This is a genomic window from Desulfuromusa kysingii (genome assembly GCF_900107645.1).
Classification (GTDB): domain Bacteria; phylum Desulfobacterota; class Desulfuromonadia; order Desulfuromonadales; family Geopsychrobacteraceae; genus Desulfuromusa; species Desulfuromusa kysingii.
In genome coordinates, this window is sequence record NZ_FNQN01000003.1 from 317,028 (window position 1) to 343,215 (window position 26,188).

General features: G+C 46.2%; 24 protein-coding genes. 12 read left to right on the forward strand and 12 right to left on the reverse strand.

Translation table 11 applies throughout. The features are described 5' to 3' along the window. Positions 1 to 7 precede the first annotated feature (7 nt). Positions 8 to 970 carry a 6-phosphofructokinase gene (pfkA, locus tag BLU87_RS06800; RefSeq protein ID WP_092346037.1) on the reverse strand — a complete coding sequence of 321 codons (963 nt, stop codon included), beginning with the start codon at positions 968 to 970 and terminating at the stop codon, positions 8 to 10. Positions 971 to 1,083: 113 nt separating this feature from the next. On the opposite strand from pfkA, the gene BLU87_RS06805 reads away from it, so the two are divergent. The 3 genes from BLU87_RS06805 to BLU87_RS06815 are packed head-to-tail and all read left to right on the forward strand — an operon-like array spanning position 1,084 to position 5,385. Next, the gene (locus BLU87_RS06805; RefSeq protein WP_092346039.1) at positions 1,084 to 2,565 is read left to right on the forward strand and encodes a M16 family metallopeptidase; all 1,482 of its coding nucleotides are present in this window, start codon (positions 1,084 to 1,086) and stop codon (positions 2,563 to 2,565) included. Further along, a complete protein-coding gene (locus BLU87_RS06810; protein ID WP_092346041.1) occupies positions 2,565 to 3,983 on the forward strand; it encodes a M16 family metallopeptidase in 1,419 nt (472 codons plus the stop codon). Before BLU87_RS06805 ends, BLU87_RS06810 begins: the two co-directional genes overlap by 1 nt. A gap of 22 nt (positions 3,984 to 4,005) precedes the next feature. Then, positions 4,006 to 5,385: a YhjD/YihY/BrkB family envelope integrity protein gene (locus BLU87_RS06815; RefSeq protein WP_092346043.1), complete on the forward strand. Its 1,380-nt coding sequence runs from the start codon at positions 4,006 to 4,008 to the stop codon at positions 5,383 to 5,385. Here the strand turns inward: BLU87_RS06815 and BLU87_RS06820 are convergent. After that, positions 5,378 to 6,076: a UDP-2,3-diacylglucosamine diphosphatase gene (locus BLU87_RS06820; RefSeq protein WP_092346045.1), complete on the reverse strand. Its 699-nt coding sequence runs from the start codon at positions 6,074 to 6,076 to the stop codon at positions 5,378 to 5,380. The genes BLU87_RS06815 and BLU87_RS06820 overlap by 8 nt on opposite strands. Positions 6,077 to 6,148: 72 nt before the next feature. Between BLU87_RS06820 and gloA the strand changes: the two genes are divergently transcribed. From gloA to BLU87_RS06840, 4 genes are read left to right on the forward strand one after another with little or no spacing between them, the layout of a single operon-like run. Continuing rightward, the gene (gene gloA, locus BLU87_RS06825; protein WP_092346047.1) at positions 6,149 to 6,532 is read left to right on the forward strand and encodes a lactoylglutathione lyase; all 384 of its coding nucleotides are present in this window, start codon (positions 6,149 to 6,151) and stop codon (positions 6,530 to 6,532) included. A 17-nt stretch (positions 6,533 to 6,549) separates the two neighbouring features. After that, the gene (locus BLU87_RS06830; RefSeq protein WP_092346049.1) at positions 6,550 to 7,320 is read left to right on the forward strand and encodes a tetratricopeptide repeat protein; all 771 of its coding nucleotides are present in this window, start codon (positions 6,550 to 6,552) and stop codon (positions 7,318 to 7,320) included. A 49-nt stretch (positions 7,321 to 7,369) separates the two neighbouring features. Beyond that, the gene (locus BLU87_RS06835) at positions 7,370 to 8,215 is read left to right on the forward strand and encodes a YitT family protein (protein WP_092346051.1); all 846 of its coding nucleotides are present in this window, start codon (positions 7,370 to 7,372) and stop codon (positions 8,213 to 8,215) included. An 11-nt stretch (positions 8,216 to 8,226) separates the two neighbouring features. Then, complete coding sequence (locus tag BLU87_RS06840) at positions 8,227 to 10,179, forward strand: monovalent cation:proton antiporter family protein (RefSeq protein ID WP_092346053.1); 1,953 nt, start codon at positions 8,227 to 8,229, stop codon at positions 10,177 to 10,179. Positions 10,180 to 10,243: 64 nt separating this feature from the next. Here BLU87_RS06840 and BLU87_RS06845 read toward each other — a convergent pair whose 3' ends face one another. Together BLU87_RS06845 and BLU87_RS06850 are read right to left on the reverse strand one after the other, a co-directional pair. Further along, positions 10,244 to 10,534, reverse strand: a complete 291-nt coding sequence (locus BLU87_RS06845; RefSeq protein ID WP_092346055.1) for a PxxKW family cysteine-rich protein — start codon at positions 10,532 to 10,534, stop codon at positions 10,244 to 10,246. Between the two features lie 90 nt (positions 10,535 to 10,624). Further along, positions 10,625 to 11,779: an MFS transporter gene (locus tag BLU87_RS06850; protein WP_092346057.1), complete on the reverse strand. Its 1,155-nt coding sequence runs from the start codon at positions 11,777 to 11,779 to the stop codon at positions 10,625 to 10,627. A 132-nt stretch (positions 11,780 to 11,911) separates the two neighbouring features. Here BLU87_RS06850 and BLU87_RS06855 point away from each other — a divergent pair, with 132 nt between their 5' ends. Continuing rightward, positions 11,912 to 12,187 carry a YkgJ family cysteine cluster protein gene (locus BLU87_RS06855; protein WP_245706401.1) on the forward strand — a complete coding sequence of 92 codons (276 nt, stop codon included), beginning with the start codon at positions 11,912 to 11,914 and terminating at the stop codon, positions 12,185 to 12,187. 86 nt (positions 12,188 to 12,273) lie between these two features. Further along, on the forward strand, positions 12,274 to 13,695 hold the full coding sequence (locus BLU87_RS06860; protein WP_092346059.1) for a phosphoglucomutase/phosphomannomutase family protein: 1,422 nt from the start codon (positions 12,274 to 12,276) through the stop codon (positions 13,693 to 13,695). A 118-nt stretch (positions 13,696 to 13,813) separates the two neighbouring features. On the opposite strand, the gene BLU87_RS06865 is transcribed toward BLU87_RS06860, so the two are convergent. From BLU87_RS06865 to BLU87_RS06895, 7 genes are all read right to left on the reverse strand, one after another. Continuing rightward, positions 13,814 to 14,392, reverse strand: a complete 579-nt coding sequence (locus BLU87_RS06865; RefSeq protein WP_092346061.1) for a PqiC family protein — start codon at positions 14,390 to 14,392, stop codon at positions 13,814 to 13,816. Further along, entirely contained in the window at positions 14,392 to 15,459 is a 1,068-nt protein-coding gene (locus BLU87_RS06870; RefSeq protein WP_092346063.1) for an MlaD family protein, read from the reverse strand. The genes BLU87_RS06865 and BLU87_RS06870 overlap by 1 nt, the downstream gene beginning before the upstream one ends. Positions 15,460 to 15,499: 40 nt before the next feature. Then, positions 15,500 to 16,243 (reverse strand): ABC transporter ATP-binding protein, encoded by a 744-nt coding sequence (locus tag BLU87_RS06875; protein ID WP_217637452.1) that lies wholly within the window; start codon positions 16,241 to 16,243, stop codon positions 15,500 to 15,502. Between the two features lie 8 nt (positions 16,244 to 16,251). Continuing rightward, positions 16,252 to 17,397, reverse strand: a complete 1,146-nt coding sequence (locus tag BLU87_RS06880) for an MlaE family ABC transporter permease (protein WP_217637447.1) — start codon at positions 17,395 to 17,397, stop codon at positions 16,252 to 16,254. A gap of 90 nt (positions 17,398 to 17,487) precedes the next feature. Beyond that, a complete protein-coding gene (locus tag BLU87_RS06885; RefSeq protein WP_092346065.1) occupies positions 17,488 to 19,032 on the reverse strand; it encodes a sensor domain-containing diguanylate cyclase in 1,545 nt (514 codons plus the stop codon). Positions 19,033 to 19,525: 493 nt separating this feature from the next. Further along, the gene (locus BLU87_RS06890; RefSeq protein WP_245706402.1) at positions 19,526 to 20,305 is read right to left on the reverse strand and encodes a hypothetical protein; all 780 of its coding nucleotides are present in this window, start codon (positions 20,303 to 20,305) and stop codon (positions 19,526 to 19,528) included. Positions 20,306 to 20,325: 20 nt separating this feature from the next. After that, positions 20,326 to 21,489: a cyclic di-GMP-binding domain-containing protein, MshE-related gene (locus tag BLU87_RS06895; RefSeq protein WP_092346069.1), complete on the reverse strand. Its 1,164-nt coding sequence runs from the start codon at positions 21,487 to 21,489 to the stop codon at positions 20,326 to 20,328. Between the two features lie 166 nt (positions 21,490 to 21,655). Between BLU87_RS06895 and BLU87_RS06900 the strand changes: the two genes are divergently transcribed. The 3 genes from BLU87_RS06900 to BLU87_RS06910 are packed head-to-tail and all read left to right on the forward strand — an operon-like array spanning position 21,656 to position 25,197. Continuing rightward, positions 21,656 to 22,579, forward strand: a complete 924-nt coding sequence (locus BLU87_RS06900) for a homocysteine S-methyltransferase family protein (RefSeq protein ID WP_092346071.1) — start codon at positions 21,656 to 21,658, stop codon at positions 22,577 to 22,579. Then, positions 22,576 to 25,005 carry a methionine synthase gene (locus BLU87_RS06905; protein WP_092346073.1) on the forward strand — a complete coding sequence of 810 codons (2,430 nt, stop codon included), beginning with the start codon at positions 22,576 to 22,578 and terminating at the stop codon, positions 25,003 to 25,005. The genes BLU87_RS06900 and BLU87_RS06905 overlap by 4 nt, the downstream gene beginning before the upstream one ends. Before the next feature lie 33 nt (positions 25,006 to 25,038). Continuing rightward, positions 25,039 to 25,197 (forward strand): rubredoxin, encoded by a 159-nt coding sequence (locus BLU87_RS06910; protein ID WP_092346075.1) that lies wholly within the window; start codon positions 25,039 to 25,041, stop codon positions 25,195 to 25,197. On the opposite strand, the gene BLU87_RS06915 is transcribed toward BLU87_RS06910, so the two are convergent. Further along, entirely contained in the window at positions 25,194 to 26,129 is a 936-nt protein-coding gene (locus tag BLU87_RS06915) for a LysR substrate-binding domain-containing protein (protein WP_092346077.1), read from the reverse strand. The two genes, BLU87_RS06910 and BLU87_RS06915, sit on opposite strands and share 4 nt — an antisense overlap. Between the last annotated feature and the right edge of the window lie 59 nt (positions 26,130 to 26,188).

The window sequence follows — 26,188 nt, forward strand, 5'->3', positions numbered from 1 at the left end:
CAGGACCTTAGGCGAGGAGCTGATTTGCGAGTCTTGGCAGCATCGGGTTGATCGGTCTGATCCCGGAAGAGGTGACCTTGGTCAGGTCAGTCAGGACGATGTCCGCACCTTGGAGACCAACCATCATCCCTCCATCACCTTTAAGTAGACTTTCGACGGCGGCCTGTCCAAAGCGGGCCCCGAGGATGCGGTCAAAGACCGATGGAGAGCCTCCACGCTGATAATGACCGAGGACGATAATCCTGGTTTCAAATCCGATCCGATGCTTGATTTGGTCGGCAATATCTGCCGCTTTGCCAGCTCCCTCAGCGACCATGATAATGGAGTTCGTCCGACCTTCCTGAAAGCGGTTACGTAGATCTGCGCAAATTTGATCAAGGTTGTAAGGCTCTTCGGGGATAAGACTGTATTCCGCCCCGGTTGCGATAGCTGCGGCGACAGCAAGGAATCCGCAACTGCGCCCCATGGTTTCGACCACAAAGGTTCGATCATGGGATGACGCTGTGTCCTTGAGGTTATCAACAGCGTGGACGATATTGTTCAGAGCGGTATCAACTCCAAGTGAATAATCAGTGAAGGGGATGTCGTTATCAATCGAAGCTGGAATGCCGATCACTGGGATTCCCTGCTGCTGAATAGCGTAGCCTCCCTTCAGTGACCCATCGCCGCCAATCACGATAAGCCCTTCAACACCCATCCCCTTGAGATTGTCGCTGGCCAATTTTAGACCGGCCGCTGTCCGCATCTCTTTACAGCGGGCACTTTGTAAAAAAGTTCCGCCACGTTGGAGAATGTTACTCACGGATCGGGTTGACATCTGTTCGTAGAGTCGATCAATTAGGCCTTGATAGCCTTTCTGGATGCCAATAACTTCTAATCCTGAGACTAAACCGGCACGAACGACAGCGCGTAATGTCGCATTCATCCCTGAACAATCTCCACCGCTAGTTAAGACCGCTATGCGTTTCATATATATTGACCTTTATTGAAAAAAATTATGTGCTTTGGGTAGTATCTCTACAAGACAATGCGATATTATAAACCGATTTCTAAAATTAATCATTGCGTAAGGGGAGTCAACAAATGTCACGTCTTTTTATAATAGCTTTGTTTGCGTTTTTGTGGATCACACCAGAGACCATACTGGCACAAACGCTAGCGGATAAGGTTCAGGAATACAAGCTGGATAATGGCGCAACAGTCCTTTTGGTTGAGCGCCATGCCTCTCCAACTGTTGCTGCTTACATCAGTTTTCGTGTCGGTGGTGTCAATGAGACCAGCCAAGAGCGCGGAGTCGCTCACCTTCTTGAACATATGTTGTTCAAGGGGACAAAAACTCTGGGAACCAAAAATTATGCGGTTGAAAAAAAACTTCTGCAGCAGATCAAAACCATAGGGAAAGAGATTGATGCCCTAAAATTCAGAGCTGATACCGATCCGCAACGGTTGCAGCAACTTCAAGAGAGCCTGGCTCAGGTGCAAGCGGAACATCGAAAGTTGGTCGTCAAAAATGAATTTTCGAGAATTTATGGGGAAAATGGTGGTGTCGGCTATAATGCCTATACCAGCAAAGATGCAACCACGTACCTGATAAATTTGCCAGCTAACAAGCTAGAACTCTGGGCAGCCATTGAGTCAGACCGACTACAAAATGCTGTGTTTCGCGAGTTTTATACTGAGCGTGATGTCGTTCATGAAGAGCGGCGTCGCTCCTATGAAAGCAGCCCTGACGGAATGATGTATGAAACCCTGCTGGCGACGGCCTATAAGGTTCACCCTTACCGCAACCCTATCATCGGCTGGAATTCTGATATAGATAGTCTTGATCCAGACCAGATTCGGGAATTTTTTGATAAGTATTATACCCCTGTGAACATGGTGATTACTCTGGTTGGTGATTTTGAGAGTGAAGCCACCTTAGAAATGGTTAAGCGGTATTTTGGCAAGTTGAAGCCAGGAGTCCCAGTCCCCCCAGTTGTTGACAGGGAACCTGAGCAGAATGGGGAGCGTCGAGTTACGATTAATTTTGATGCTGAGCCGCAGTTGATGATCGCCTACCATAAACCGACGATGCCCCATCGTGATGATTATGCTTTTGATCTGTTAATGCAGGTCCTCTCTGAGGGGAGAACCTCAAGGTTCTATCAATCTTTGGTTGTCGACAAACAGTTGGTAACGGATGTCAATGTTTTTGGAGCACCGGGGTCGCGGTATGACAATTTGATGGTGGTCAGTTTAACCCCGCGCAATGGCAGATCGTCAGCAGAGGTTGAAGCTGCTGTTTATGCAGAATTAGAACGATTCAGGTCAGAACTCCTCAGCCCGGGCGAGCTTGAGGTCGCCCGCAATCAAATTTTGACCTCTATCCTGCGGAGCTTAAAGGGTAATAGTGGCTTGGCGAGGATGTTATCTTCTTATCAAACCCTTGGTGACTGGCACTATCTGGTTGAGTATGAAGATCAACTCAATTCGATTACCCCTGAGGACATTATGGCTGTTGCAAAACGTTATCTCCAAGCAGATAACCGAACCGTGGTGACATTGATGCGTGAGGAGCAGAACTAATGCGTTATCTCTTCTATTTATTGGTTAGCCTTTTCATTTTTGGCTGTAGTCCGAACTTTTTGAGTTCTCAGGAGCGCCCAGATCAATTGAGCTTTCCCCCTTTAGATTTCAGTTTTCCTGAGGTTGCTGAACAACAATTGCAGAATGGGATGAAACTTTATTTAAAAGAAGATAATGAACTTCCTTTGGTTGAGTTAACGGTTCTGGTTGAAGGAGGGAGTCTCTATGATTCTCCTGATAAGACGGGTTTGTCTCAGTTCTTTGCGACGACACTCTCAACCGGGGGAAGTGAAAACTTGTCTCCTGCTGAGCTAGAAGCGGAACTTGAAGCCATGGCTGCGATCCTTACCGTTTCCAGCTCCTCTTATGCCTATGAGATTGATCTCTCCTTGCAGCGTAAAGATTTAGAGCGGGGGATTGAAATCCTGGCAGATTTGCTGCGTCGCCCCCGTTTTGATGCAGAACGGATGGAGTTGGTGCGCAACCAAATGTTCGAAGGTATTCATCGTCAAAATGATAATCCAGGTTCAATCGCTGGCCGGATCCTCAGTGAGGCGGTCTATCAAAGTCATCCGTTTGGAGCCTATCCAACGGTTGCTGGTGTCGCTGGCTTTAGCCGAGAGGATCTGTTGGAGATCCATAGCCGTTACTTTAAACCACAGAATCTCTGGCTAGCGGTCTCAGGTGACGTACATCAAGGTGAATTGGTCCGTCTGCTTGAACAACAATTTGGCGATTGGCAATCAAGTGAAAGTTTTTTGCGTGAGATGCCACTAGAGCCTCCAGCACCTCAAGGCCGAATCTATCTGGTTGACAAGGATATTCCGCAAACGACAATTTTGATGGGCCATCCGGGAATCAACAAGGATAATCCTGATCTGTATGCATTACAGGTTGCGAACTATATTTTAGGTGGTGGTGGTTTCAATTCAAGAATGATGCGTGAAGTTCGTTCAAATCGAGGCTTGGCATATTCTGTTTACTCTTATTTCCAAGTCGGTCGGCAACTTCCCGAATTGTTTATCGCCAAAAGTGAAACCAAAAGTAACTCGACGGTTGAAGTCGTTAGCTTGATGCAGCAACTGATAAATCAGATGCGCGATGAGCCTGTCACCGTCGCCGAACTGGATCTGGCGAAAAAGAGTCTTATCAACTCCTTTGTTTTTGCTTTTTCTGACAGTCACTCCGTTGTCAGTCGCAAGGTGCGTCTCGATTATTATGATTATCCCGAAAATTATCTGGAACATTATCAGCAGCAGATTGCGGCGGTCAGCATCGCTGATGTGCAACGGGTCGCGCAACAATATCTGCATCCGGATAAATTACAGATTGTCCTTGTCGGTGATAGTGATCGTTATATTGATGCGGTGAGCTCCTTGGGGTTACCCGTTGAGAAAGTTGATTTATCGCTAGAATGAAGCGTTGAGGGGGGCAGTAACGATGACAACAATCAAGGGGCGACAATTGCAACTGCGCGAGAAATTAAAAAATCTTCTTTGGGAACAAAATCCTGCAGATTTATCGCTTTTGCAACGCATCGTATTGCGTCAGATTCAAACCGTAGCTCTGGTGACCAGGGACTTTGCCATTAATCAGAGTCTCCTGCGTGCTTCAGCTCTGACCTATTATACGATGTTGTCGTTGGTCCCATTACTCGCTTTGACCTTTGCCTTGTTAAAAGCCTTCGGGGTTCAGAACTTACTGCAACCTTTGATTATAGAGCAACTTAATGTGGGTGATGCTCGAGTCGCAGATATTATTTTAGGTTATATTAATAATACCCAGGTGACCCAATTGGGGGCCGTTGGGTTGATATTCCTGCTTGTTGCTGTCATTTCACTGCTGACTAATGTTGAAAAGTCATTCAATCATGTCTGGGGGGTGAAGAATGTTCGTCCGCTATTGCGGCGGTTTTCTGACTACCTTTCGGTCATCTTGGCAGGCCCAGTGTTGATTATTGGCGCTATCTCCATGACCTCGACCTTGGCCAGCAACAGTCTGGTACAGAAGTTCATTGAGATGGAAATGATCGGTAACCTGATATTACTGTTATTCAAGGTGACCCCTTTTATTTTTATGTGGCTCGCATTTACCGGTCTTTATGTTTTTATGTCTAATATCAAAGTGGAGTGGCGTGCGGCATTTGTTGGTGGGATCGTCGGGGGGACTTTATGGCAGATCGCTCAGGTCGGCTATGTCCACTTTCAGATTGGGGTTGGGCGCTATAATGCCATATATGGGACGATGGCCGCTTTACCGATTTTTATGGTCTGGCTCTATCTGTCCTGGGTGATTGTCCTGTTTGGTCTCGGGGTCTGTTACGCGAAACAAAATTTGCGTACCAGTGGTCGAGATCTGCGTGGTTCCGAGGTGAGTCGCAACAGTTTTGAGCAGATTGCCCTGGCGTTGTTGGTCACTCTGGCTGATCGGTTTTCCAAGGGAGAACCGGCTCTAAGCATTGATCAGTTGGCCAAGTATCTCTACATCCCTCCACGTCTGTGTCGAAGCATTGTCAGCTTGCTGCTTAAATTGGGTTTTATCTCGGAGCTTTGTACTCTTGCGGGTCGATATCAATACCAGCTTGGGCGCTCAGCTGAAAACCTCAATGTGGCGGAGATCTTAAAAAAAATGGGCGATTCTGGTGAACAACCTCTCCACCTCCATCCCCATCCGCAAACGTTGATTGCTCTGGAAACCTATCAGCGGGTTGAAGATCTGGTCGGCGAGACATTGCAGGGGATATCGTTGAAGGATTTAGTTATACGCAGTCAGGAGATCGCTGAAACCCCGTTGACTGAGGGGGAAAACGGGATCATTTGACGTATTGTTTTAGCGAAATCTCACCATCTTGCATCTCTGCATAGGAAAACTGGGTAATCCAGTCACCCAACGCAATAATTCTGACACCTTGATGCTGTTTGTCTAATGGATAATGAAAATGTCCACAAACAACGATATCGCTATGACTGGTCTCTGCAAATGGTATTAAGTAGTCAGAAGGGTCATAGTGGCTTCTATCTGGGTTGTTCTTGGAACTCTTATTACTCAGCCAGAGGGCAAAAGACCAAACCATATCTGGGTGGATAATCTTTGCCAGTACCTTAATGGGCCAGCTGCGCCAGAATGAACGGAGTCGTTGATAGTTGCGGTCTGCTTTGACGAGATCTCCATGGCTGATGAGGATGTTTTTTCCGTCCCAGCTGATCTTTTGTTGATCTGGAATGACTGTACAATTGAGAGTGTCAGTAAAATACGGTCCGAGATTGAAGTCGTGGTTGCCTTCGACAAAGTAAAGTTGCGTCCCTGCCGTTGATAGCTGCCGCAGCTTTTCCAGTAGGGGAATGTAGACGGTAAAAGCGAGATGTTTATAGCCTAGCCAGAACTCGAAAATATCACCCAACAAAAAGAGGGCATCAAGGTCCTTTTGTTGATCCAAAAAATCAAGTAGCCTCAGGTAGTTATTATCCTGTGGATGGCGCAAGTGAGCATCTGATAAAAATATTGCTTTCATATTCGCGACTATAAAGAGCTGACTAGCTGTTGTCAATTTACAAACAAACGACCAACAAACAAGGAGAGATATATGGACTATCCAATGATTCACATTTGCTATCGCGTTATGGACCTTGAAGCTTCAGAAAAATTCTATCATGACGCTTTCGGATTTGAAGTGTCACGAAAAAAAGATTACCCTGATGGTCGCTTTACCCTGAGCTATATGACTTCTGTGGGGCTCCCTTTTGAGTTGGAATTAACCTATAACTATGATCAGGATCAACCTTATGAAATGGGCAATGGCTATTCACATCTTGCTGTTGGGACCACCGATCTGGAGGCATCACACCAGCGTCATACAGAAATGGGGCTTCAGGTAACGCCATTAAAGGGACTTGTCGCTGGAAAGCCACGGTTTTATTTTGTCACCGATCCCGACGGTTTTTTGGTTGAAGTCGTCCGTAGCTCTTAAATCGAGGAGAAAAGAAGATGTCCATTGAGGATCTATTGGAAAAAGGGGTACAAGCGCAAGATCAGGGTGATCTTATCGCCGCGGAAAACTTTTTTCAGCAAGCTTTGAAAACGGAGAAAACGGCTGAGATTTGGTCGTTGCTGGCCGAAGTCCAGATTGAAAGTGGAACCTATGCTAAAGCCCATAAGAGCCTGGCTGCAGGGCTGCTTTTGGAGGCTGATAACGTTGATCTCCTTTTTATTCTGGGGGATCTTTACCTTGAGGAAGGGAAGTTTGATCAGGCGATCGCCAGTTATCAGCAGATTATCGATCTTAACCCGCAAGATGCCGATGCCCGAGTGAGTAAAGCTGTCGCACAGCTGAACAACGATGACCTCAGTGCAGCAGAAGAGACCTGTCGTCAAGCACTGGACGTTGATCCCGAACTCGCTTTTGCGCATAACGCTTTGGGCGATATTTATATCGCTCAGGACAAGGTCGCAGCAGGAATGAAATGCTTTCACCAGGCCTTGAAGTTGGATCCCTCCGATCCTCAACCTTATCTCAGTCTTGCTGAGCTTTATTATGATGATGATCAACTGGAATTAGCTGAAGAATATTGTCAAAAAGGTTTAGAGTTGGACGCAAGTTTGGCACCAGGTTATCTGACCCTAGGTTATCTCTGTCTTGATCAGGATCGGACCCAGGAAGCCATTGATAACTTTCAGCAGTTTTTGCGTTTAGAAACCAGTGCCACGGCCAAGCATATTCGCGATGAGGTTGCTGCTGTCATCGATGGTCTTAAGTAACAATAAAAACACGTCTGTCTTTATAGTGGATGATAACTGCGGAATTTTAATGACTCTAAAGGGCGAAATCAAAAACTTCCTCTATATCTCCTCTGGAACGGTTATTCTAGCATTCGGGATCATATTATTTCTGGTCCCTAACCAGATTGCTACGGGTGGAACCCCCGGAATGGCTATTCTGTTAAACCATCTGCTCCATCTGCCCATTGGCGGCTTGATGTTGCTGATTAACCTTCCACTATTGGTGATCAGTCATAAGATGCTGGGCAGGGCCTTTGTTCTTCGTTCCATCGTCGCTATTTTGCTTACCTCACTTCTTGTCGACTTATTAGCCGAAATTCTTCACTTGCAGGCCATCAGTCAAAATATTCTGTTAGCGGCTTTATATGGTGGGATTGCGGTTGGTTGCGGCGTTGGCTTGGTCTTACGTGGCCATGCTTCGGTTGGTGGAACAACGATCATTGCGCGTCTGGTTGCTGCGCGCAGCCACTATAAGACTGGGCAGGTGATACTGATTTTTGATGTTTTTATTATTGTTACATCGGGATTTGTTTTTGTAGATATTGAGCGAGCCCTTTGGAGTATGATCAGTATTTACGTGACAGCTAAATGTATTAATATGATTTTGACGGGGACCTTGCCAGAGAAAGTTGTCCATATAACCACAAGTAAAGCCGACCTACTTAGCCAGGAAATTGTGGCGCATCTTGGGCAACAGGGGACGATTCTCCGGGGATCAGGTCTTTATGAAAATGAACAGAAAACACTGATATTTGTGACAGTTGAAGCGCGGCAAATTACGGTGCTGCGTGATATTGTCCGCAATAATGATGCAGATGCCTTCATGATTGTTATGGATGCAGCAGAAATGCTCGGGCGAGGGCATGGAGGGTAGGTTTCAGGTTTATGGGTATTGCTTCCGATATTATTATTATCATTGTCGCCGCATTGCTGGGTGGCCTCATTGCACAAAAGATCCGTCAACCTCTGTTGCTTGGTTATATCCTTGTCGGGGTAGTGATCGGTCCTTTTTCCAGTGGCCTTGTCTCTGATCCTCACGACGTTGAGAAACTTGCTGAGATCGGGGTGGCATTGCTGTTATTTGCCCTGGGATTAGAGTTCTCTCTGCAAGATTTGAAGCCGGTTAAGTATGTCGCTCTGATCGGGGCTCCCATCCAGATCCTTTTAACGATTGGCTACGGCTATCTCATTGGTCTTGGTCTTGGCTGGGAGAGTGGTCCTTCCCTCTGGTTGGGGGGACTTATCTCCCTTTCAAGCACGATGGTCATCCTTAAAACCTTGATGGCTCAAGGAATGATAGGGACTCTGTCTAGTCGGGTGATGATTGGCATCCTGATTGTACAAGATCTTGCGGTCGTCTTATTGTTAATCCTCTTGCCGCAATTATCCAACCCTTCTGCGGGCATGCCTGTGATTGCCATGGCCTTGCTTAAGTCATTTCTTTTCCTTGCTTTCATGCTTTTGCTGGGGACGCGATTATTGCCCCGGTTATTGACCTTAATTGCCAACTGGAATTCACGTGAACTGTTCTTGTTGACCATTATCGCGATTGGTTTGGGGATTGGCTACGCGACCTATCTCCTTGATCTCTCTTTTGCTTTCGGAGCATTTGTTGCTGGCATGGTGCTGAGTGAATCTGATTACGGGCATCAGGCGTTAAGCGATATTATCCCTCTGCGGGATCTTTTCGGATTGCTTTTCTTTACTTCCGTGGGGATGCTTTTAGATCCATTGTTTTTATTTGCACACTGGGTCGGCGTCCTGCAACTGGTCCTCTTGGTCGCTGTTGGTAAAAGTCTGATTATGGCAGGTATCGTACGCAGCTTTGGTTATGGAAATGTGATTCCACTGGCTGTCGGGTTAGGGATGTTTCAAATCGGTGAATTTTCATTTGTCTTGGGGCGAGTTGGTCTCGAAGGCAACTTTTTGAATCTGGATCAATATTCATACGTTCTTTCAGCAACAATTATCAGTATGTTGATCACGCCGTTTGTATCTGCCTTGACGGCTCCACTTTATGGGTTACAGAAGCGTTATTCAAAAAGTGAGCTCTTGGAGACTATAAATATCCCCGCCGGTGGGCTGCATGATCACATTGTTATTGCTGGTGGAGGTCGGGTCGGTCAGCACGTCGCCTATCTTCTCGCGAAACTTGAAGTTCCGTTTGTGGTTATTGATCTGGGACATCGGGTTATTGATGATTGTAAGCAACATGGCTATTCCGCCATTTATGGTGATGCCGGTCAACCTGTTGTCCTTGAGGCGGCCAATTTAGCCGAAGCAAAACAGCTACTGATCACGGTTCCCCATATTACAACAACAGAAACAATTGTCCGTTTTGTTCGCAACCATCATCCTGATTTGAGTATTGTGGTGCGCTCTGTTGGAGAAGCACAAATGAAATCTCTTTATGATCATGGTGTCTATATGGTTATCCGACCAGAACTGGAGGGTGGGCTTGAAATTGCACGACAGGTTCTTCTGAATTTGAATATTCCCGTGCCTGTCATTCAGAAATTTACCGATAGTGCCCGGCAAGACCATTATCAACAACTCTACGATGATCAAGATGGGTTGAACAATATCAGGTTGTTACAAAAAGCGCGTGATTCACTGGAATTAAATTGGCAGGATTTAAGCGCAGATAGCTGGTTAGTTGGCCGAAGTTTACGCCAACTTGATATCCGAAAAAAGACCGGAGCATCTGTTGTTGGTGTGCTCCGTGATGGCAAGTTCATTGCCAACCCATCGGCGGATCTTGTTTTTCAGGAAGAAGATATGGTCGCTTCGATCGGCAGTCCACAATCATGTCATTGGCCGCAAAACGTTATAGAGTAACAACAAAAAGGCTACCAGAAACCTGGTAGCCTTTTTGATACAAACATTTGTTGCCAAGTAATGCTTATTTGCCTTTACCTGCTGCCGCCCGTTTTGCTGCTTTAAGCGGATTGACACGAACATCATCAACCTTAAGGTCGATTTTCTTGTGCGTTGCAAAATTACACAGGCCATTCACCCACTTTGCTGCGGGATCAGGATAAGCGCTACAAACATCTCCAATGCTCCCCTTGGTTACGCGGTCGCATCCTTGACACTCTTCAACAATGACTTGACAGCTGCCAGTTGGGGCGGAACAACCATTTTTTTTCCAAAAACTACATTCGGTACCTGCGAGAACCGTTTGGCACTGCATATTTTTTTCCTCCTATATTATCCTTATGATGCTGATTCAGAACAAGCATTAGTAACGAACTTATGGTCTGGAGTCAACACTTATTTGTTTCTATCCTCCCGTTGTAAAACTATTTTTATTCAATCTCATAGTGATCAAGGCCACCATGATAATAGTTCCAATAACCGCCATGGGGATCGTGAAGCTGCCGCTCAGATCATAGTAAAAACCGGCAAAAAGTGGAGCAACAGCACCTGGAATATTTGCTGAAAACATCCATCCATAGATAGAGTTAACTTTATCGGCGCCCCAGATACGGGCAACAGATCCGGCATAGATCACCAGAATCCCTCCATAGTTAAATCCGGTCAGGATGGCAAACATTTGTAAGCCAGTTGAAGATATCAGGATAAAGGGTGCTGCAAATAGCAGAATCGCTTGCGAGATGAGGTTGAGTTGAATGACGGTACTAGTATTGAAGCGGTCAAATATGCCTCCCCAGATGACTCTGCCGGCTGCATTTGCCAAAGCAAAGAAAGAAACAGCGCTGACGCCACTCATTAAGGTTGCTGATTGGTAAAGTTCTTTGATATTCGCATTGACCGCAAATCCCGCGGCTAGTCCTGTAAACATGGCAAAGTAAAGAATGATAAAGCGCTTGTCGGTGATGGTTTTGTAAAATGCGACCTTCACAGTCGCTACTTTCGAAAAACCTGGTGGGTTCTGCATAAAAAAACCCGCAAAGACGATTAAAGCGGTAAATACAAGTCCGAAATAGCCGAAGAGAGAGAAGGGTGTCATGTCAAGTTTCAGCAGAAATCCTGCAACGGTACTGACAAGGGCAGCTCCGCCACCAAACCCGGCCACCGCAATTCCGGTAATGAGTCCCTTGTTTTCAGGGAACCATTTGATACAGGTTGAGATTGGAACAATATAGGCAATGCCAGCTCCAATCCCCGCAATCACTCCGTTGCCTAAAATCGTATAGGTGAAATTATCCATCCCGAATGAAGAAATTATCCAGCCGCCGCCAAATAAAATTCCACCGCCGATGGCTGCGCGTCTTGGCCCGATTCTGTCAACCAATGATCCTGAAAAAATCATTGTCAGTGGAAAAACAAAATAGAAAACAGAGAACGGAATCTGTGCCTGGGTCTGGGAAATGGCGGCGATCGCTTTTATCTGTTGGACATAGACAGACCAGGAGTATGTTGCCCCTAGGCATATTTGCATCAAAAGGGCGGAGAAAATAATCATGATTCGCATGTGGCGCTCCGTATATGAACGAATGACAGTTCATCAAACTAAGGACATTTTTAATTATTGTCAATTGCCCAGGTTTGCTATTATTCATATAAGGCTGTTTCGATCAGCCAAGAACTTGGAGAGGTTTAACTGGTGACCAAAAATAATCAAGAGCCTATGATGGCAAATTCGAAGCAGTGGGAAAATATCTGTGAACGCTGCGGACGTTGTTGTTTCGAAAAGTATGAGTACCGGGGTAAAATCTTTTATTCAGATACCCCGTGTGAATACCTGGATCTTGAAACCAAGCTATGCCGGATCTATCCGCAGCGATTTGAGCTAAATCCTGAATGTGTCCGATTGTCTCCAGATCTGGTGCAGAGCGGAGTGTTGCCCGATGATTGCCCTTACGTGAAAAAAATTAAATAACCGCTCAGCCGTAGAATTGCAACCTTGACACCGCGTCAGTATGATAATATCTCGGCAGTGGTTTTAATCAACAAGAGGAGATTTTTATGGCTCACATAAAGTTTGGAACATCCGGTTGGCGTGCTATTTTTTGTGAAGAGTTTACTCTCGAGAATGTCCGGATTGTCGTGCAGGCGATTGCTGATCATTTACATGCAGAGGGTCTCGCTGACAAAGGAATTGTGATTGGTTACGACGCGCGCTTTATGGGGGCGGATTTTTCCCGTGAGACAGCTCGGATTCTAGCTGGGACGGGGATCAAAGGTTTCTTTTGTCAGCGTGATACACCGACACCTGTTATTTCCCATGAGCTGTTAAGGAGAAAAGCTGCCGGAGCGATTAATTTTACGGCCAGTCATAATCCTTATAATTACAGTGGCATCAAGTTTTCGCCTGTCTCCGGTGGTCCTGCACTGCCAGCGACAACAAATGATATTGAGGAGCGGGCGAATACAATGACTGTTGAGTCTGTCTCTAAGGGGATGGATTTAAAAACAGCAGCAGAAAAAGGGCTGTTTGAAGAAATTGATCCCCGCGAGGATTATTTTACGACCTTAAAGAGTTTGATTGATCTTAAAGCGATAGCTGCAGCGGGGATGACACTTGCAGTCAACCCCCTTTATGGCTGTGGACGCGGCTATCTGGATCGAATCTTGGATGAAGCGGGTGTCAAGGTTGTCAGAATCAACGATCATGTCGACCCTTATTTCGGTGGCCAACCCCCGGAGCCATCTGAGGAGCATATCCAGGACTTTATCAGCTTGATTAAAGGGGATGACTCTATCGCTCTTGGTTTAGCAACTGATGGAGATGCAGACCGTTTTGGAATTATCGATAGCGATGGAACCTATATTGAACCCAACTATATTCTTGCCTTGCTGTTTGATTATATGATCCGCCGTAAGGGTTTACGTGGGGATGCTGCCCGCAGTGTTGCAACTTCACATCTGATTGACGCTGTGGCTGCATATCACGGTGTTAAGGTTCTTGAAACCCCAGTCGGTTTCAAATTTATCGGTGAATATATCAGTGAAAATAAAATCCTCATCGGGGGTGAAGAGAGCGCTGGTTTGACGATCAAGGGGCATGTTCCGGAAAAAGATGGAATTCTGGCTTGCCTGTTAGTTGCTGAGATGGTGGCTGTTGAGAAAAAAAACCTGCAAGAATTACTGACTGACCTCTATTCCCGGGTCGGGGAAATTTACACGAAACGAATCAATATCCAGTTATCTCCAGAGCTTGAAGCCGCCTTGCCAGACAAATTTGCCAACCCTCCAGAAAGAATTGGAGAGCTGAAGATCACTGATATTATCCGCATTGATGGCAATAAATACTTATTGGAAGACGGCTCTTGGGTTTTGTTCCGTAAGTCTGGAACCGAACCGGTGGTGAGATTGTATGCAGAAACTAAGAGTTATGCCTCTCTGGATAAGTTAATTGAGCTGGGTCGAAAATTTATCCTCGAATGATCCCGGTGCTAATATTATCGTGATTAGCTCACTGAATATTGTCTTACGCCCCTGTCTGTCTTTGATGGGGGCGTATTTTTGACCACTCTTGATGATAAGGGCGTTATCTTTTCCTTGATCAATGTTCCCGTAGTTTCATCGCAAGTTCAGAACTGAAATTGTTTATCTCTCGGTTCAGGGTAACGATAAAATCGGAAAAATTTTCACCAACATCTTGTCTGTCGGTAAAATGTCCCTGTGACATGGGTTCCATCTCCCGCCTGATTTTCCAGCGAATATCTGTCAGAGCGTATGCACCAAGCTCTCCTGAAAACTGATTAACGATCAACTTGACTTTGATGGCACTGGCACTAGAACTAGAACTCTCCCAAGGTCCAAGAGTAATTGTACTGTTTGGTATGAGCAGCATCAGATCCTCACGTATGACCCTCATCAAGTTATCACGTACTGGTTCTGCCCAACGTTCGGAGTCAGAAAAAACAATTCCATTTTTTCCGCCTTTTGTGACGATCTGGTATCGATCTAGATATTCTGGGAAACTGATGAGTTCCAGGTGAATATTTAAATTGCTATCAAGGCGAATTTCTTGTGCGTCGCGCATCGGTTCCAGAAGATAGTAATTGGTTGGTTGAGGCGCGCTACCGATTTGGATACAGGCAGAGCAAAGGAACAGAAGGGTAAAAATCAGGTAGCGCATTATTTTGTTCCTCCGTCAACCCTGCCACGTAAAAGTATCTGGGGGTCACGATCGAGTTCTGTCGCCATGTAGCGCAAGGAGCGTGCGGTCCGATTTACCTCTTCAAGAGTGGTCCCAAGTTGTTGCAATATTTGTGAATCGTTTTTCGTCAGTCCCTTGATCTGCTGCATAGCTTCCTCTGTTTTGACTGAAGCCTCGTTGACCGCTAATACTGCAGCACTGAATTGCTCAGAGAGAGGGTCGATCTTGGCGTCAATGTGGGCGATTGTGGTTTGTGCGTGTTGCAATGTTTGGTTGATTTTCATGTCTACATTGGTGATGGTTGTCTGACTTTGTGTCAGCGTTTCCTGGAGTGAGGTGACAATTGGGAACAGCTGTTCATTCAGGTTCAGTAATAATTGATTGAGTTGTGTCGTTGTGTCGTCAAATTTTGATAGAGCACTGTGAAGACTCGGAGAGTTAATAAGCTTTTCAAAACCTTCGGCAGAGTGGATTAATTTATCTGCAAGTTCTTGCAGAGGGATGTCAGAAAAAGTTTTGGTCAATTCTTCAAGGCTTGAGGTGATCGCAGGGATTTCTGGATATTCATGTGGGTAGCCGGTGAGAACGAGCGGCGTTGCGGGAAGCATATCAAGGTTGACATAGAGTTGCCCTGTCACCAGGCTATCCAACTGCATCTGTGCTCGTAAGCCTTTGTCGACCAGTGAGATCATGGGATCATCACCTTTCACGGTTGTCTTGATCGAATCGAGTAACCCCTGGTCTGTCCCTTCTGCTTTAAATCTGGAAGGTTCAATTTCAATCACCACGGGAATGTAAAACTTGAACTCCTCCGGCTGGACTCTGACGTTTATTTCTCTAATCTGACCTATTTTAACTCCGCGAAAACGTACTGGAGAACCCACATTAAGACCCTTCACTGAGCTGTCGAAATAAATAACATAGCTGCGGGTCTCAGATAGAAAACCGCCTGGACCGAAAAACATCAGTCCTGCGACTGTTAGCATGACTGCGCCGACGACAAAACTGCCAATAACCCGTGGATCAACTCTTTTACGTAGACTCATAAAAACCTCTAAGGAATACCATTATTGTTTTCTTAACATATCAAATCGTCCGGGTTAAAAACTGGATAACGCGCGAATCTTCAGAAGATTCAAGTAAATGCTTGGGCGCTCCGGTTGCGATGATGGTTTTTTCTGTCGGATCAAGAAAGATAGCGTTATCTCCAACCGTAAAAATACTGGCCAACTCATGACTGACGATGACGATGGTTGCGCCGAGACTGTCACGCAACTCCAGGATTAAATTATCTAATAATCTGGAGCTGACCGGGTCAAGGCCAGCAGAGGGTTCGTCAAAGAAAAGAATTTCAGGATCAAGCGCAATGGCTCTGGCCAGGCCGGCTCTCTTACGCATCCCACCACTGATTTCTGAAGGGTAATAATCTTTGTAGCGTGACAGTCCCACCAAAGAGAGCTTATAAGAGATAACATCCTGTCGTTGTTTATTGTTAAGCTGGGTATATTCTGTGAGTAGCAGTTCGATGTTCTCACCCAGAGTCATCGAACTCCAAAGAGCTCCACCTTGAAAGAGGACTCCAGAGCGGCTGATGATTTTGTTACGTTCTTCGAACGACGTATTCCAGAGGCTGACGCCATTAACCAGAATTTCTCCTTCGGATGGCTTTAAGAGGCCAATGAGATGTCTCAGCAGGGTGCTTTTACCACAACCACTGCCACCCATGATGATGAAAATTTCTCCCCGTTTTACGGTAAAGTTAAGATTTTTCTGGATAACAGAATCGCCGTAGGCCATGGTCAAATTGTTGATTTCCAGATGTGGAGTCATGCTCACGATTAAACCCCCAGAACCTGGCAGAGAACCGTAATGATCGCATCGGCGACGATAATGAGGACAATTGATGTGACAACGGCGCTGGTTGCAGAAAAACCGACTGCGGAGGCACTTCGACCACACTGTAGACCGCGAAAACAGCCCGCAGACGCAATCAAGATTCCAAAAACAATGGCTTTAACAATCCCGATAATAAAATGAGAGAGGCCGACAAAACCCTGGATCTGCTGAAAATATTGGAAGAAAGAAATGTCCAACATGGTAGCGCTGACAATAGCGCCACCCATAATTCCCATAAAATCGGCGTAGACACAAAGTAACGGCATTGTGATGACCAGCGCAATTAAACGTGGCAGGACGAGAAATTCGATAGGGGAGACCGCGATAGTTTTCAGCGCATCAATCTCTTCATTGACTTGCATCGTTCCTAACAGGGCGGCATAAGCGGCTCCGGTACGGCCAGCCATGACAATTGCAGTCATCATCGCCCCCATTTCGCGCGCCATTCCCAGTCCGACAAGATTGGCTATGAAAATTTCTGCTCCGAATAAGCGCAGTTGAACTGCCCCGACAAAAGCTAAAATCATGCCGACTAAAACGCTAATCAGGGTGACAATAAACAACGCGGAGGGGCCGGCTGCTTCGATCTGAAACAGTAAGTCTGAAGCACGAAAATGTGCGCGACCGCGCAGAAAATTGATGAACGCGATAAAAACATCACCAATAAATGTCAGCATTTCAGTCCAACTGCGATGCATTTCGATGGTGACATTGCCGATCTTTGCCAGGATTGGCTGACCGAGCCGTGCCCGACGTTCACTCCGACGCTCCGGTACCGCTAAAGAGAGTTGCAGCAGCTTCTGCACCCCACTGGGCAGGGATTCACGATCGACCTCGATATTGTTTTTGCGACTGCTCTGGATTAAATCGACGAGAAATATCATTAACCCAGTATCCCAACGACCCATTTGATCACAGTTAAAGGTCAGTTTTTGTGGATGGGACTCTGGGAGTTGCTGCAAGAATGATTCGATATCAGGGATGCCGGATTGAAATAACCAATCTCCGGATAAATGGAGGGTCAGTAGATTTGCATCGGTTGTGAGCTGATAATTCTTTGGATTGTTGGCTGTCATGATAAATTGCATCCCCCTCCATGAGAGATTAAAAAAAATAGCATGACAGCTTTAATTAAATCTAGTCATTGTGGGTTATAAACGGTTTTTTATGGAAACCCTTCAGCCATTGAGGGTTTTTTCCGGTTCCAACACTGTAATTTGATTGCGGCCATTTTGTTTTGACAGATAGAGACCCCGGTCAGCCGTTTCTATTAAGGCATCTTTGCTAGAAATAGCCCCTTTGGGGGAAAATGTCGTTGCTCCCGCGCTGACTGTCACATAGATATATTGTCCTTCGACCAGTGTTGCAATCCCTTCAACACATCGCCTCAGCCTGGCTGCAAAGACTTTGGCGCCTGCGGCATTGGTCTCCGGGAGAATAACAGCAAACTCCTCTCCACCGTAACGGGCGACAATATCACAAGGGCGGACAGCATTGGTGACAGCTTTTGCAATATTCATCAATACCAGATCTCCAGCGGGATGGCCGTGGGTATCGTTGACCTTTTTAAAGAAATCAATATCAAACATGATCAGTGAGACCGATGATTGATAACGATTGGCCCGGGCAATTTCATTTGCTAACGATTCCTGAAAGTAACGATGATTGTAGAGCCCGGTGAGGCCGTCACGATAAACGAGCTCTTTGAGCCGAGTGTTAGCGTCCTGAAGTTCACAATTTAATTTTTCAGCTTTATCTTTGGCTTCCAACATCTCCAGAATTAACTGTTCGTTGCTTATGTTTAACTTGGCCAGTTCGGCGTTTGCTTGCTGGAGTAGGGCTGAATAAGGTTTGATTTCTTCGGAGCCCAGTTCGAAAGTTGAAATCATTTTACTACTATTAACCGCTACGGAATCGAGAAAATCAAGCGCCTGAACGCGAGTAAAGTTAAATTTTTCTTGCAGATTCTGTTGACAGTCGCGTGCCAGTTCTGCTGGTTTTGCCCCTGTATAGACGGAAGCCATCTGGTCGCTCAATTGCAAGATTGCTGCAACTTGATCATCAGGTTCAGGGGCTTTTTCCGGATGATGATGGTAAAGGATGGGGGTACATATCGACTCGGGTAGGTGCCAGTCTGTTAACAGAGCATAACCGACTTGTTGATGGTCAAATCCATATTTTTTGCTCTCCAACATCAATAAGTTCAAATTGGAGGCTTGCGCCTCTTTAAGCATGGCGCCGTACTCCTCTCCTTTGGTCATGCTGATCACCAGCATGCCAATGTCCTGCAGTAGAGAGGTCACGAAAATGTCATGATATTGGAGTTGCACTGCTTTTGATAGTAACTCTGCCGCGACAGCTGCAGTCACAGAGTGACGCCAAAAGAGATCATGGTTGAATCCGCCAGCATCAATTTCATTAAATTCAGCGGCAATCACAAATGAGAGGGCGATATTTTTGATGGTATTGGTTCCGAGTACAGACATTGCTCGGTTGATGCTGGTGACCTTGCCATTACGGGCAAACAGGGATGAGTTTGCTACCTGGAGCATTTTTGCAGTTAAGGCCGGATCAGCAGCGATGATGTCGCCCAAAGTGGTTAGCGCGGCATCATCTTTTTGCACCGCATTCAGAATATGTACGGCAATCGCTGGAGGTGACGGGAGGTTTAGTTCTTTACTGATCAATTGTTGTATGAGGCGATAATTTTCATTTGTTTGCATAATAATTCTACTTTACCATTTTCAGGGTGAAGGAGCCGTTTCAGCTTCCAGAATAGTAACCTGATTTGGACCCTTATTTTTGGATCAGGAAAATCCACGATCTACGGTCCGCAACGAAATACTGTTCCTGTTTCGCGTTTGTTGTGGGTCGAATATTATCCCCCTCCAAATTGACTGTTACGAAGTGATCTCCTTCTCCCCTTCTCTTGTCCATTGAAGTTTGTCTTAACTTATCGGTCTTATGTTTGGATAGTTTATCTTAGTCTTGTAACATTAGACATTAACAATATTATGGAATGCGAGTAATTGCAAGGCTATTCATTGTTATCTGTCAAAAAAAAACGACAAAGGGTGAGAAGAGATCATCAGTCTTTATACTGCTCTATGACGGTTTAATAAGAGTAAAGACGTTGATACAAACATAAGCCAGTGATTAGCATGGAGAGGGCAGGGCAGTTTAAAAAGGAGTTATTTAACTCACAACATTATCGATTTATAAGCCCGTGCGCTTTCTTAATTCTGCGTCGAGTAGCCGTCTCTGTTTGGGATTTGATCGATAGCTTGCAGATAATTGCTTAATCATATGGGTCTGCATTTTGGGGAGCCAGAGAGTGAACCAAATATCTGGAGTTTTAAAATTTTTCAAGATTGCAAGGCGAAGGTTTGGTCGCTGCTTCCAGCGATTATGGCGGGCCACCATTGAGATGGTCTCGGCGTTGGCTGCCGGTCCGCGCAAAAATTGGTAGATTGACGCCTCTCTGAGTCGGGGGCTGCCAAGACAGGCTTCAAACAGTTGTGGCTGTCCCTCCTTCATCAATTCGCCGACCACATTTGCTGTGCCACGTCGGGCCAGGGTGATTTTGCTCCCCAGAGGTGTGGTTGGCAGCCTTTGAATGATGGCACGCTCTGCAGCTAATTTTTGATCGGGGGTGACTCCGGGGAGATGACACAGGTCGACCAATTCAAATAAGCGTAACTGCGGCAGGAGATTGCGGACAAGAGATCCAGAGGCCGAAGGATTCTTAACGAGTGCCAGCAGCGTGCGATGGCTGAGGGTTTGCTTGTTTCTTTTATAGAGAGCACTGACCAGCTCAGTGGTTAGATCGCGACGCTTTAAGAGAACTAACAGATGTTCTTCATTCAGCTGCGGATTTTTCAGTAAGGTATGAAGAAAATCACAATCAGGATCCAGCACCAGTTGGAAAAGCTCTTCGCTTCCAGCTGTCAGCCCTTTTTGCAATTTCTTAAGAGTGTTCCGATCGGTTTGTGCCATGGCATTTTTCATTGGTGAAATCAGGATGCCAGAATTTTATTTCGAAGAATTAACAGTTTAAAGGCCATTTCCGCCTTTTTGACGATATCTTGTATCTCCAGCAAACGTGCTGTTAAATCTTGATGTTGCCCTTGAATATAGAGCAAACTGACCAGTCGATCTTTCACTTTTAATGGACAGACCAGAGCAGCAACAGGGAGGGAAGTGTCGAAATAAGAAAGGACTTTTTGATTTTGTAATGATTCAGTCATCGGCCCCAGATAACAGGAGCCGTTGGCCGCGACCAGATTAAAGACCGAACTCTCCTGCATCTGAATACTGAGTTGTCCGAAATCTTGCGACCTTGGATTGCTTCCTGCCAGCCACCCTGTTGCCATATTGGCCCGCACCATCAGCAACCCAGAGTTTGGAAAGTCGCTTTTAATATAGTTGATGATGGTTGTGGCGATATCCTCACGCCCTTTTGCCTCAGCCAGATGTTGTCGCAAGTTGATTGGATTCAGGTGGTTGCTTGACGCCTTACGGGCAAAGTAGTTTTCATCGTTCGGCTCTTCTCCCTCGTACTCTTCGTCCCCGAGTAGCGGCCAAGGTTGATTATCCTCAATATGGGGCTTTTCTGTTGCTGATTCTGTTTTCTGTTGCTTCTGTTGAACCTCTTTTTGGCCATCCAGATTCCCTCTATTTATCTGTCTGGCGAGCGTCTCAAAACGGGGAGAAAGAATCAGTCCATAATGCTTTTCGAGGGCTAACATCAGACGTATTTCCGGAATTGCCAGAGGGATAATAATGTGATTCAGCTGGAACGACAAATCATCAATCTTGGCTAAGTCTGTCGCATCCTTAATGGCAACATAGAGCTTTTTACCATCTTTATGGTAGGGAACAATCTTGTGCTTGACAGCGATCTCTGTAGACACCAGGTCAAGTATGCGCTTGGAAACAGCCATTAACCGTTCAGGCTTAATGTAGTGGAGTTGCAACTGCTGACTGAGCGTACGGGCGAGTTGTTCTTCCGTTATAAAGGCGAGTTCGATCAAACTTGTCCCGAGCTTCCCTCCATAAATACACTGATGTTCGATGGCCTCTTCAAGTTGTTGAACCTGGAGCAGTTTTTCCGCCAAAAGGCAGTCGCCGAGGCGAGGTTTTGCCGGATTTTGTTTAGATCTCGCGGACATAGAATCCATAAAGCCCCCAATGTGAAAGGTGTAACATGAATATTAACAAATTTTTGTAAAAACAGGGTAATGGTTTTTGCTTTGTAACTGGACAGCTGTTTGAACATTAGGCTAATGTGAGCTAGTTCTTAAGTACTAATATCTGATCAATATCGACATAATTACAGGAATAAAAATGACCTTTTCTGAACAACCGCTACTGATTTTTGATGGTGCCTGCGGAACCAGTCTCCAGTTGATGAATATTACTGAAGCCGATTGGGCTGGATGCGAAGGGTGTAACGAGGTTCTTAATCTGTCGGCACCTGAGCATATTATCAACTTTCATAAAAGCATGCTCGACGCTGGAGCGATGGTGTTGGAAACCGACACCTTTGGTGCCTCAAGGATTGTCCTCGCAGAGTATGATTTGCAAGATAAGGTTAAGGAAATTAATACTCGTGCCGTTGAGAATGCGCGATTGGCGATTGCAGGTCAGGCGAATAAATATGTTGCGGGTTCGGTTGGACCGGGAACAAAGCTGCCATCCTTGGGGCATATTGAAGTATCTGAACTTGCCTCTGCAACACGAGAACAGGTAGAAGCTTTGCTGGAAGCTGGGGTGGATTGTCTGATTATCGAGACCTGTCAGGATTTGCTGCAAACAAAGACAGCCCTGATTGCAGCCTTTGAAGTTCTGGAGCATTGTCGCCAACCGGTCCCGGTGATGGCGTCCGTGACCATTGAGCAGCAGGGGACCATGCTGGTTGGTTCTGATATCGCTGCTGTGGTGGCGGCATTAGAACCCTTTCCGCTGTTTTCTCTTGGCCTTAACTGTGCTACCGGCCCTCAGGATATGATTTCCCACATCAACTATCTGAGTGAAAACTGGCCAAAGCGTATTTCTGTTATCCCCAATCAGGGGCTCCCGGAAGTTGTCAATGGCGAAACCTGTTATCCCCTCAGCCCAGAAGATTATGCGGAGCAGATGTACCAATTTGTTGTCAACCAGGGTGTCAGTATTGTCGGTGGTTGCTGCGGAACCAGTTCTGCCCATATTGCTGCGCTGGTGAAACGTATTGCTGGTGCCAAACCTAAGCAACGGGAGGTGCTAGTATGAAAGCTTCTGTCGCCAGTCTTTATCAGGCCGTTGAGCTCTATCAGGAGATCCCGCCATTGTTAATCGGTGAGCGCTGTAACCCGAATGGATCCAAAGCTTTTAAAGAGGCTCTGCTGGCTGAAGATTGGGATGCCTGTCTTAAAGTGGCTCTGGATCAGGAAGCACGTGGTGCCCAGGTGCTGGACCTTTGTGTTGCCTACGCCGGTCGCAATGAAGCTGCAGATATGGTGCAACTGGCCAAACTTTTTGCCGGTTCCTGTAAATCCCCGCTGATGTTTGATTCCACCAGTCCCGATACCCTAGAACTGGTGTTGCCCCTTTATCCGGGGCGGGCGATTATCAATTCTATCAATCTGGAGGATGGGGGCGCCAACCTGGATCGGATTTGTCGTTTGGCCAAAAAATATGGCGCTGCAGTTGTCGCTCTGACGATAAATCTTGAAGGGATGGCGTTGACTTGTGAAAAAAAACTTGCTGTGGCGAAAGATATCTATGCTCTGGCAGTTGAGAAACATGGATTGCGTCCGCAGGATATTCTTTTTGATTTGCTCACCTTTACCGTCGGTTCAGGTGATGAATCCATGCGTGATGCCGCGATTGAAACCTTAAAGGCGATCAGACGAGTCAATCAGGAGCTTCCGGGGGTTGGATTTACCCTGGGAGTCAGCAATATCAGTTTTGGTCTACGCCCTGCGGCACGCAAAGTATTAAATTCAATATTTCTTCATGAAGCCGTGGACGCTGGTCTGAATACTGCGATTGTCGATGCGGCCAAAGTGCTCCCCTATGCAAGCATCAGTGAAGAAGACCGTAAAGTTAGTACTGATTTATTGTTTAACCGCCACCCGGATGCCTTGATGACATTTATTGACCATTTTGAACAAGTGGTCGAAGAGGATGATAGTGTCGATGCAGACAAGCTGAAACCCGAAGAGATCTTACACCAGAAAATTCTCAAAGGTGATAAAGAGGGCCTGGAGGATCTGTTGACCGCCTTGCGTGGCCGTTGGCAGCCTTTAGATATTATTAACAATTTGCTGGTTCCAGCAATGCGTGAAGTTGGTGAATTGTTTGGTCGTGGCGAGCTGTTGTTGCCTTTTGTCCTGCAATCTGCCGAAGCAATGAAGCAGAGTGTCGCTTTGCTCGAACCCTATATGGAAAAACTGGAAGATGAGGGGAAAACCTCTATCTTGCTGGCAACTGTGGCGGGCGATGTCCATGATATTGGCAAAAATCTGGTTGATATTATCCTGACCAATAATGGTTACAAGGTCTACAATATTGGTATTAAGGTTTCCGCTGAAGAGATTATTTCCAAAGCTAAAGAGCTTCAGGTTGATGTTGTTGGGTTGTCCGGGTTGCTGGTGAAATCAGCGCTGTTAATGAAAGATAATCTGCACCAGTTTAAGTCTGCAGGGCTGACTCAACCGGTTCTCCTTGGAGGCGCGGCATTGACAACAAAGTTTGTCGCTGTTGATTGCGTTCCCAACTATCACCAACAGGTGATCTACTGTGCCGATGCCTTTGCCGGTCTGAAGGCGATTCGTGAATTTGAATCAGGAACACTGATCTCCACGCAATGGCAAGAGAGTGGTGTCAATAAAAACCGTCCCAGTCCACAGCATGAGGTTCTGGATCGCTCTTTTGAGCCACCATCTGTCCCCTTTGTCGGTCGCAAACTGGTGGCAGATATTGATGGTGAAAAGATTTTCAGTTATCTCAATGAAGCAGCATTGTTTCGCGGGCGCTGGGGCTATCGCCGTGGAAAAATGTCAAAAGAGGATTATGCCCAACTCAACGAGAAGACAGTTCGTCCTTTGTTTCAGCGCTTAAAAGACGAAGCATTGAACGAAGGTTGGTTACAACCGCAGGTGACTTATGGCTACTTTGATTGTGTCAGTGAGGGTGATCAACTGTTGATTGCGAGTGATTCTGGAACCAAGGTTTTCAGTTTCCCCCGTCAGTCTAGTGCTCCCGGTTTGTGCATTGCCGATTATTTCCGTACTGCCAGCGAAGGGGGAGACAAAGTCGGCTTTTTTGTGGTCACGATCGGTGATCAATTGGCTTTACGCACCAAGGAGTTGTATGAAGCAGATAGTTATCACGATTATCTGATGATCCATGGACTTGGTGTTGAGTTGACCGATGCTCTGGCTGAGTACTGGCACGAACAGATGCGAGTTGAGATGGGTATTCAACAGGAGCGTGGCAGTATGGAAGCTTATGTGGCCCAAGGTTACCAGGGCTCACGTTATGGTTTTGGGTATCCTGCCTGTCCGGATATGAGCGCCCATCAGCCCTTGTTTGAACTATTAAAGCCTGAAGAAATGGGGGTCAGTTTAACCGAATCTTTTGAAATGGTTCCAGAGATGAGTACTTCGGCGATTGTGGCTCACCATCCACAAGCCAAATATTTTGCCATCTAATCACAACAGCATCTTTGCGAGGAAGGTTTTACCATGCGCTATATCTGTACGTGTTGCGGTTATATCTATGACCCCGAAAAAGGGGATGAGATGAACAAGATTCAACCGGGTGTAGCATTTGATGATCTGCCAGAGGGCTGGGTTTGCCCTCTTTGCTACGCTGAACGTGACAAGTTTGACCCGTTGGATTAACCCTGTGAGTTGTTTTTAATTGTGATTGCCGCCGTTTCATCGTGCTCATCCCAGGCGGGCTGTAAAATTTTCAGGCAAGCCTTCAGCAGGAGGCTGCGGCTTTCATCTTTTCTTAACAACAAGGTTAAGGGGCGTTGTAACTTTAAAACGGTCTTAATTTCTACCAGCCAACCATGATCCAGTTCTCTTTGTACTGCCAGGCGTGAAAGACAACTGACACCTAATCCCGCCTCGACCGCTTTCTTGATCGCTTCGGTGTGACCTAGTTCGATGACTGCAGGTAAGCTGGGAACCTTTCGGTCCATGGCCTGCTCAAACACTTCTCGTGTTCCCGACCCTTCCTCGCGAACAATCCAATCCGCATGAATTAGATCTTGATGTTGCACCTCTTTCCGGGTTGTCCAAGGATGTTTCTGCCCGGCAATAACAACAAGTTGATCGTCTCTCCAAAAGTGTTGTTCCAATCGGTTTAAATGGCAGGGGCCCTCAATCAGAGCTAAATCTAATTCCCCTTTATCCAGCATATTACTGATAACGTCGCTGTTTGCCACCTGCATCGCAATGCTGGCTTTCGGGTAAGTCTTAGAAAATTTCCCCATCAGCAAGGGTAACAGATAATTGCCGATGGTTGTACTTGCGCCGATCTGCAACTGACCCATGGGCTCAGCGGTTGAATCGGCAAGAAGTTGCTCTATGGCAACGGCTTGCGTCAGTATTTCCTGGGCAAGTGGCAGGAGTGAACGACCTCTGTCGTTGAGGTAGAGTTTCCGCCCTTGACGAACGAATAGTGGTTCATCGTAACGACTTTCGAGGTCGCTGAGGGCCATACTGACCGCGGATTGACTGAGGCGTAATTTTTCTGCGGTTTTCGTCACGCTGCCTGAAAGGGCGACCGTGGTAAAAATTTCTAGCTTCCTGAGGCTGATATTCATAGGTGCTCCATCAAAAAAATTGATGCAAAAGAGAAGAATTATATATTTTTATTTATATA

What these genes read in the sequence shown, in the direction of transcription:
- pfkA (WP_092346037.1), bottom strand. Translation starts at nt 970, where the DNA reads ATGAAACGCATAGCGGTCTTAACTAGCGGTGGAGATTGTTCAGGGATG.
- BLU87_RS06805 (WP_092346039.1), top strand. Translation starts at nt 1,084, where the DNA reads ATGTCACGTCTTTTTATAATAGCTTTGTTTGCGTTTTTGTGGATCACA.
- BLU87_RS06810 (WP_092346041.1), top strand. Translation starts at nt 2,565, where the DNA reads ATGCGTTATCTCTTCTATTTATTGGTTAGCCTTTTCATTTTTGGCTGT.
- BLU87_RS06815 (WP_092346043.1), top strand. Translation starts at nt 4,006, where the DNA reads ATGACAACAATCAAGGGGCGACAATTGCAACTGCGCGAGAAATTAAAA.
- BLU87_RS06820 (WP_092346045.1), bottom strand. Translation starts at nt 6,076, where the DNA reads ATGAAAGCAATATTTTTATCAGATGCTCACTTGCGCCATCCACAGGAT.
- gloA (WP_092346047.1), top strand. Translation starts at nt 6,149, where the DNA reads ATGGACTATCCAATGATTCACATTTGCTATCGCGTTATGGACCTTGAA.
- BLU87_RS06830 (WP_092346049.1), top strand. Translation starts at nt 6,550, where the DNA reads ATGTCCATTGAGGATCTATTGGAAAAAGGGGTACAAGCGCAAGATCAG.
- BLU87_RS06835 (WP_092346051.1), top strand. Translation starts at nt 7,370, where the DNA reads ATGACTCTAAAGGGCGAAATCAAAAACTTCCTCTATATCTCCTCTGGA.
- BLU87_RS06840 (WP_092346053.1), top strand. Translation starts at nt 8,227, where the DNA reads ATGGGTATTGCTTCCGATATTATTATTATCATTGTCGCCGCATTGCTG.
- BLU87_RS06845 (WP_092346055.1), bottom strand. Translation starts at nt 10,534, where the DNA reads ATGCAGTGCCAAACGGTTCTCGCAGGTACCGAATGTAGTTTTTGGAAA.
- BLU87_RS06850 (WP_092346057.1), bottom strand. Translation starts at nt 11,779, where the DNA reads ATGCGAATCATGATTATTTTCTCCGCCCTTTTGATGCAAATATGCCTA.
- BLU87_RS06860 (WP_092346059.1), top strand. Translation starts at nt 12,274, where the DNA reads ATGGCTCACATAAAGTTTGGAACATCCGGTTGGCGTGCTATTTTTTGT.
- BLU87_RS06865 (WP_092346061.1), bottom strand. Translation starts at nt 14,392, where the DNA reads ATGCGCTACCTGATTTTTACCCTTCTGTTCCTTTGCTCTGCCTGTATC.
- BLU87_RS06870 (WP_092346063.1), bottom strand. Translation starts at nt 15,459, where the DNA reads ATGAGTCTACGTAAAAGAGTTGATCCACGGGTTATTGGCAGTTTTGTC.
- BLU87_RS06875 (WP_217637452.1), bottom strand. Translation starts at nt 16,243, where the DNA reads ATGACTCCACATCTGGAAATCAACAATTTGACCATGGCCTACGGCGAT.
- BLU87_RS06880 (WP_217637447.1), bottom strand. Translation starts at nt 17,397, where the DNA reads ATGCAATTTATCATGACAGCCAACAATCCAAAGAATTATCAGCTCACA.
- BLU87_RS06885 (WP_092346065.1), bottom strand. Translation starts at nt 19,032, where the DNA reads ATGCAAACAAATGAAAATTATCGCCTCATACAACAATTGATCAGTAAA.
- BLU87_RS06890 (WP_245706402.1), bottom strand. Translation starts at nt 20,305, where the DNA reads ATGGCACAAACCGATCGGAACACTCTTAAGAAATTGCAAAAAGGGCTG.
- BLU87_RS06895 (WP_092346069.1), bottom strand. Translation starts at nt 21,489, where the DNA reads ATGGATTCTATGTCCGCGAGATCTAAACAAAATCCGGCAAAACCTCGC.
- BLU87_RS06900 (WP_092346071.1), top strand. Translation starts at nt 21,656, where the DNA reads ATGACCTTTTCTGAACAACCGCTACTGATTTTTGATGGTGCCTGCGGA.
- BLU87_RS06905 (WP_092346073.1), top strand. Translation starts at nt 22,576, where the DNA reads ATGAAAGCTTCTGTCGCCAGTCTTTATCAGGCCGTTGAGCTCTATCAG.
- BLU87_RS06910 (WP_092346075.1), top strand. Translation starts at nt 25,039, where the DNA reads ATGCGCTATATCTGTACGTGTTGCGGTTATATCTATGACCCCGAAAAA.
- BLU87_RS06915 (WP_092346077.1), bottom strand. Translation starts at nt 26,129, where the DNA reads ATGAATATCAGCCTCAGGAAGCTAGAAATTTTTACCACGGTCGCCCTT.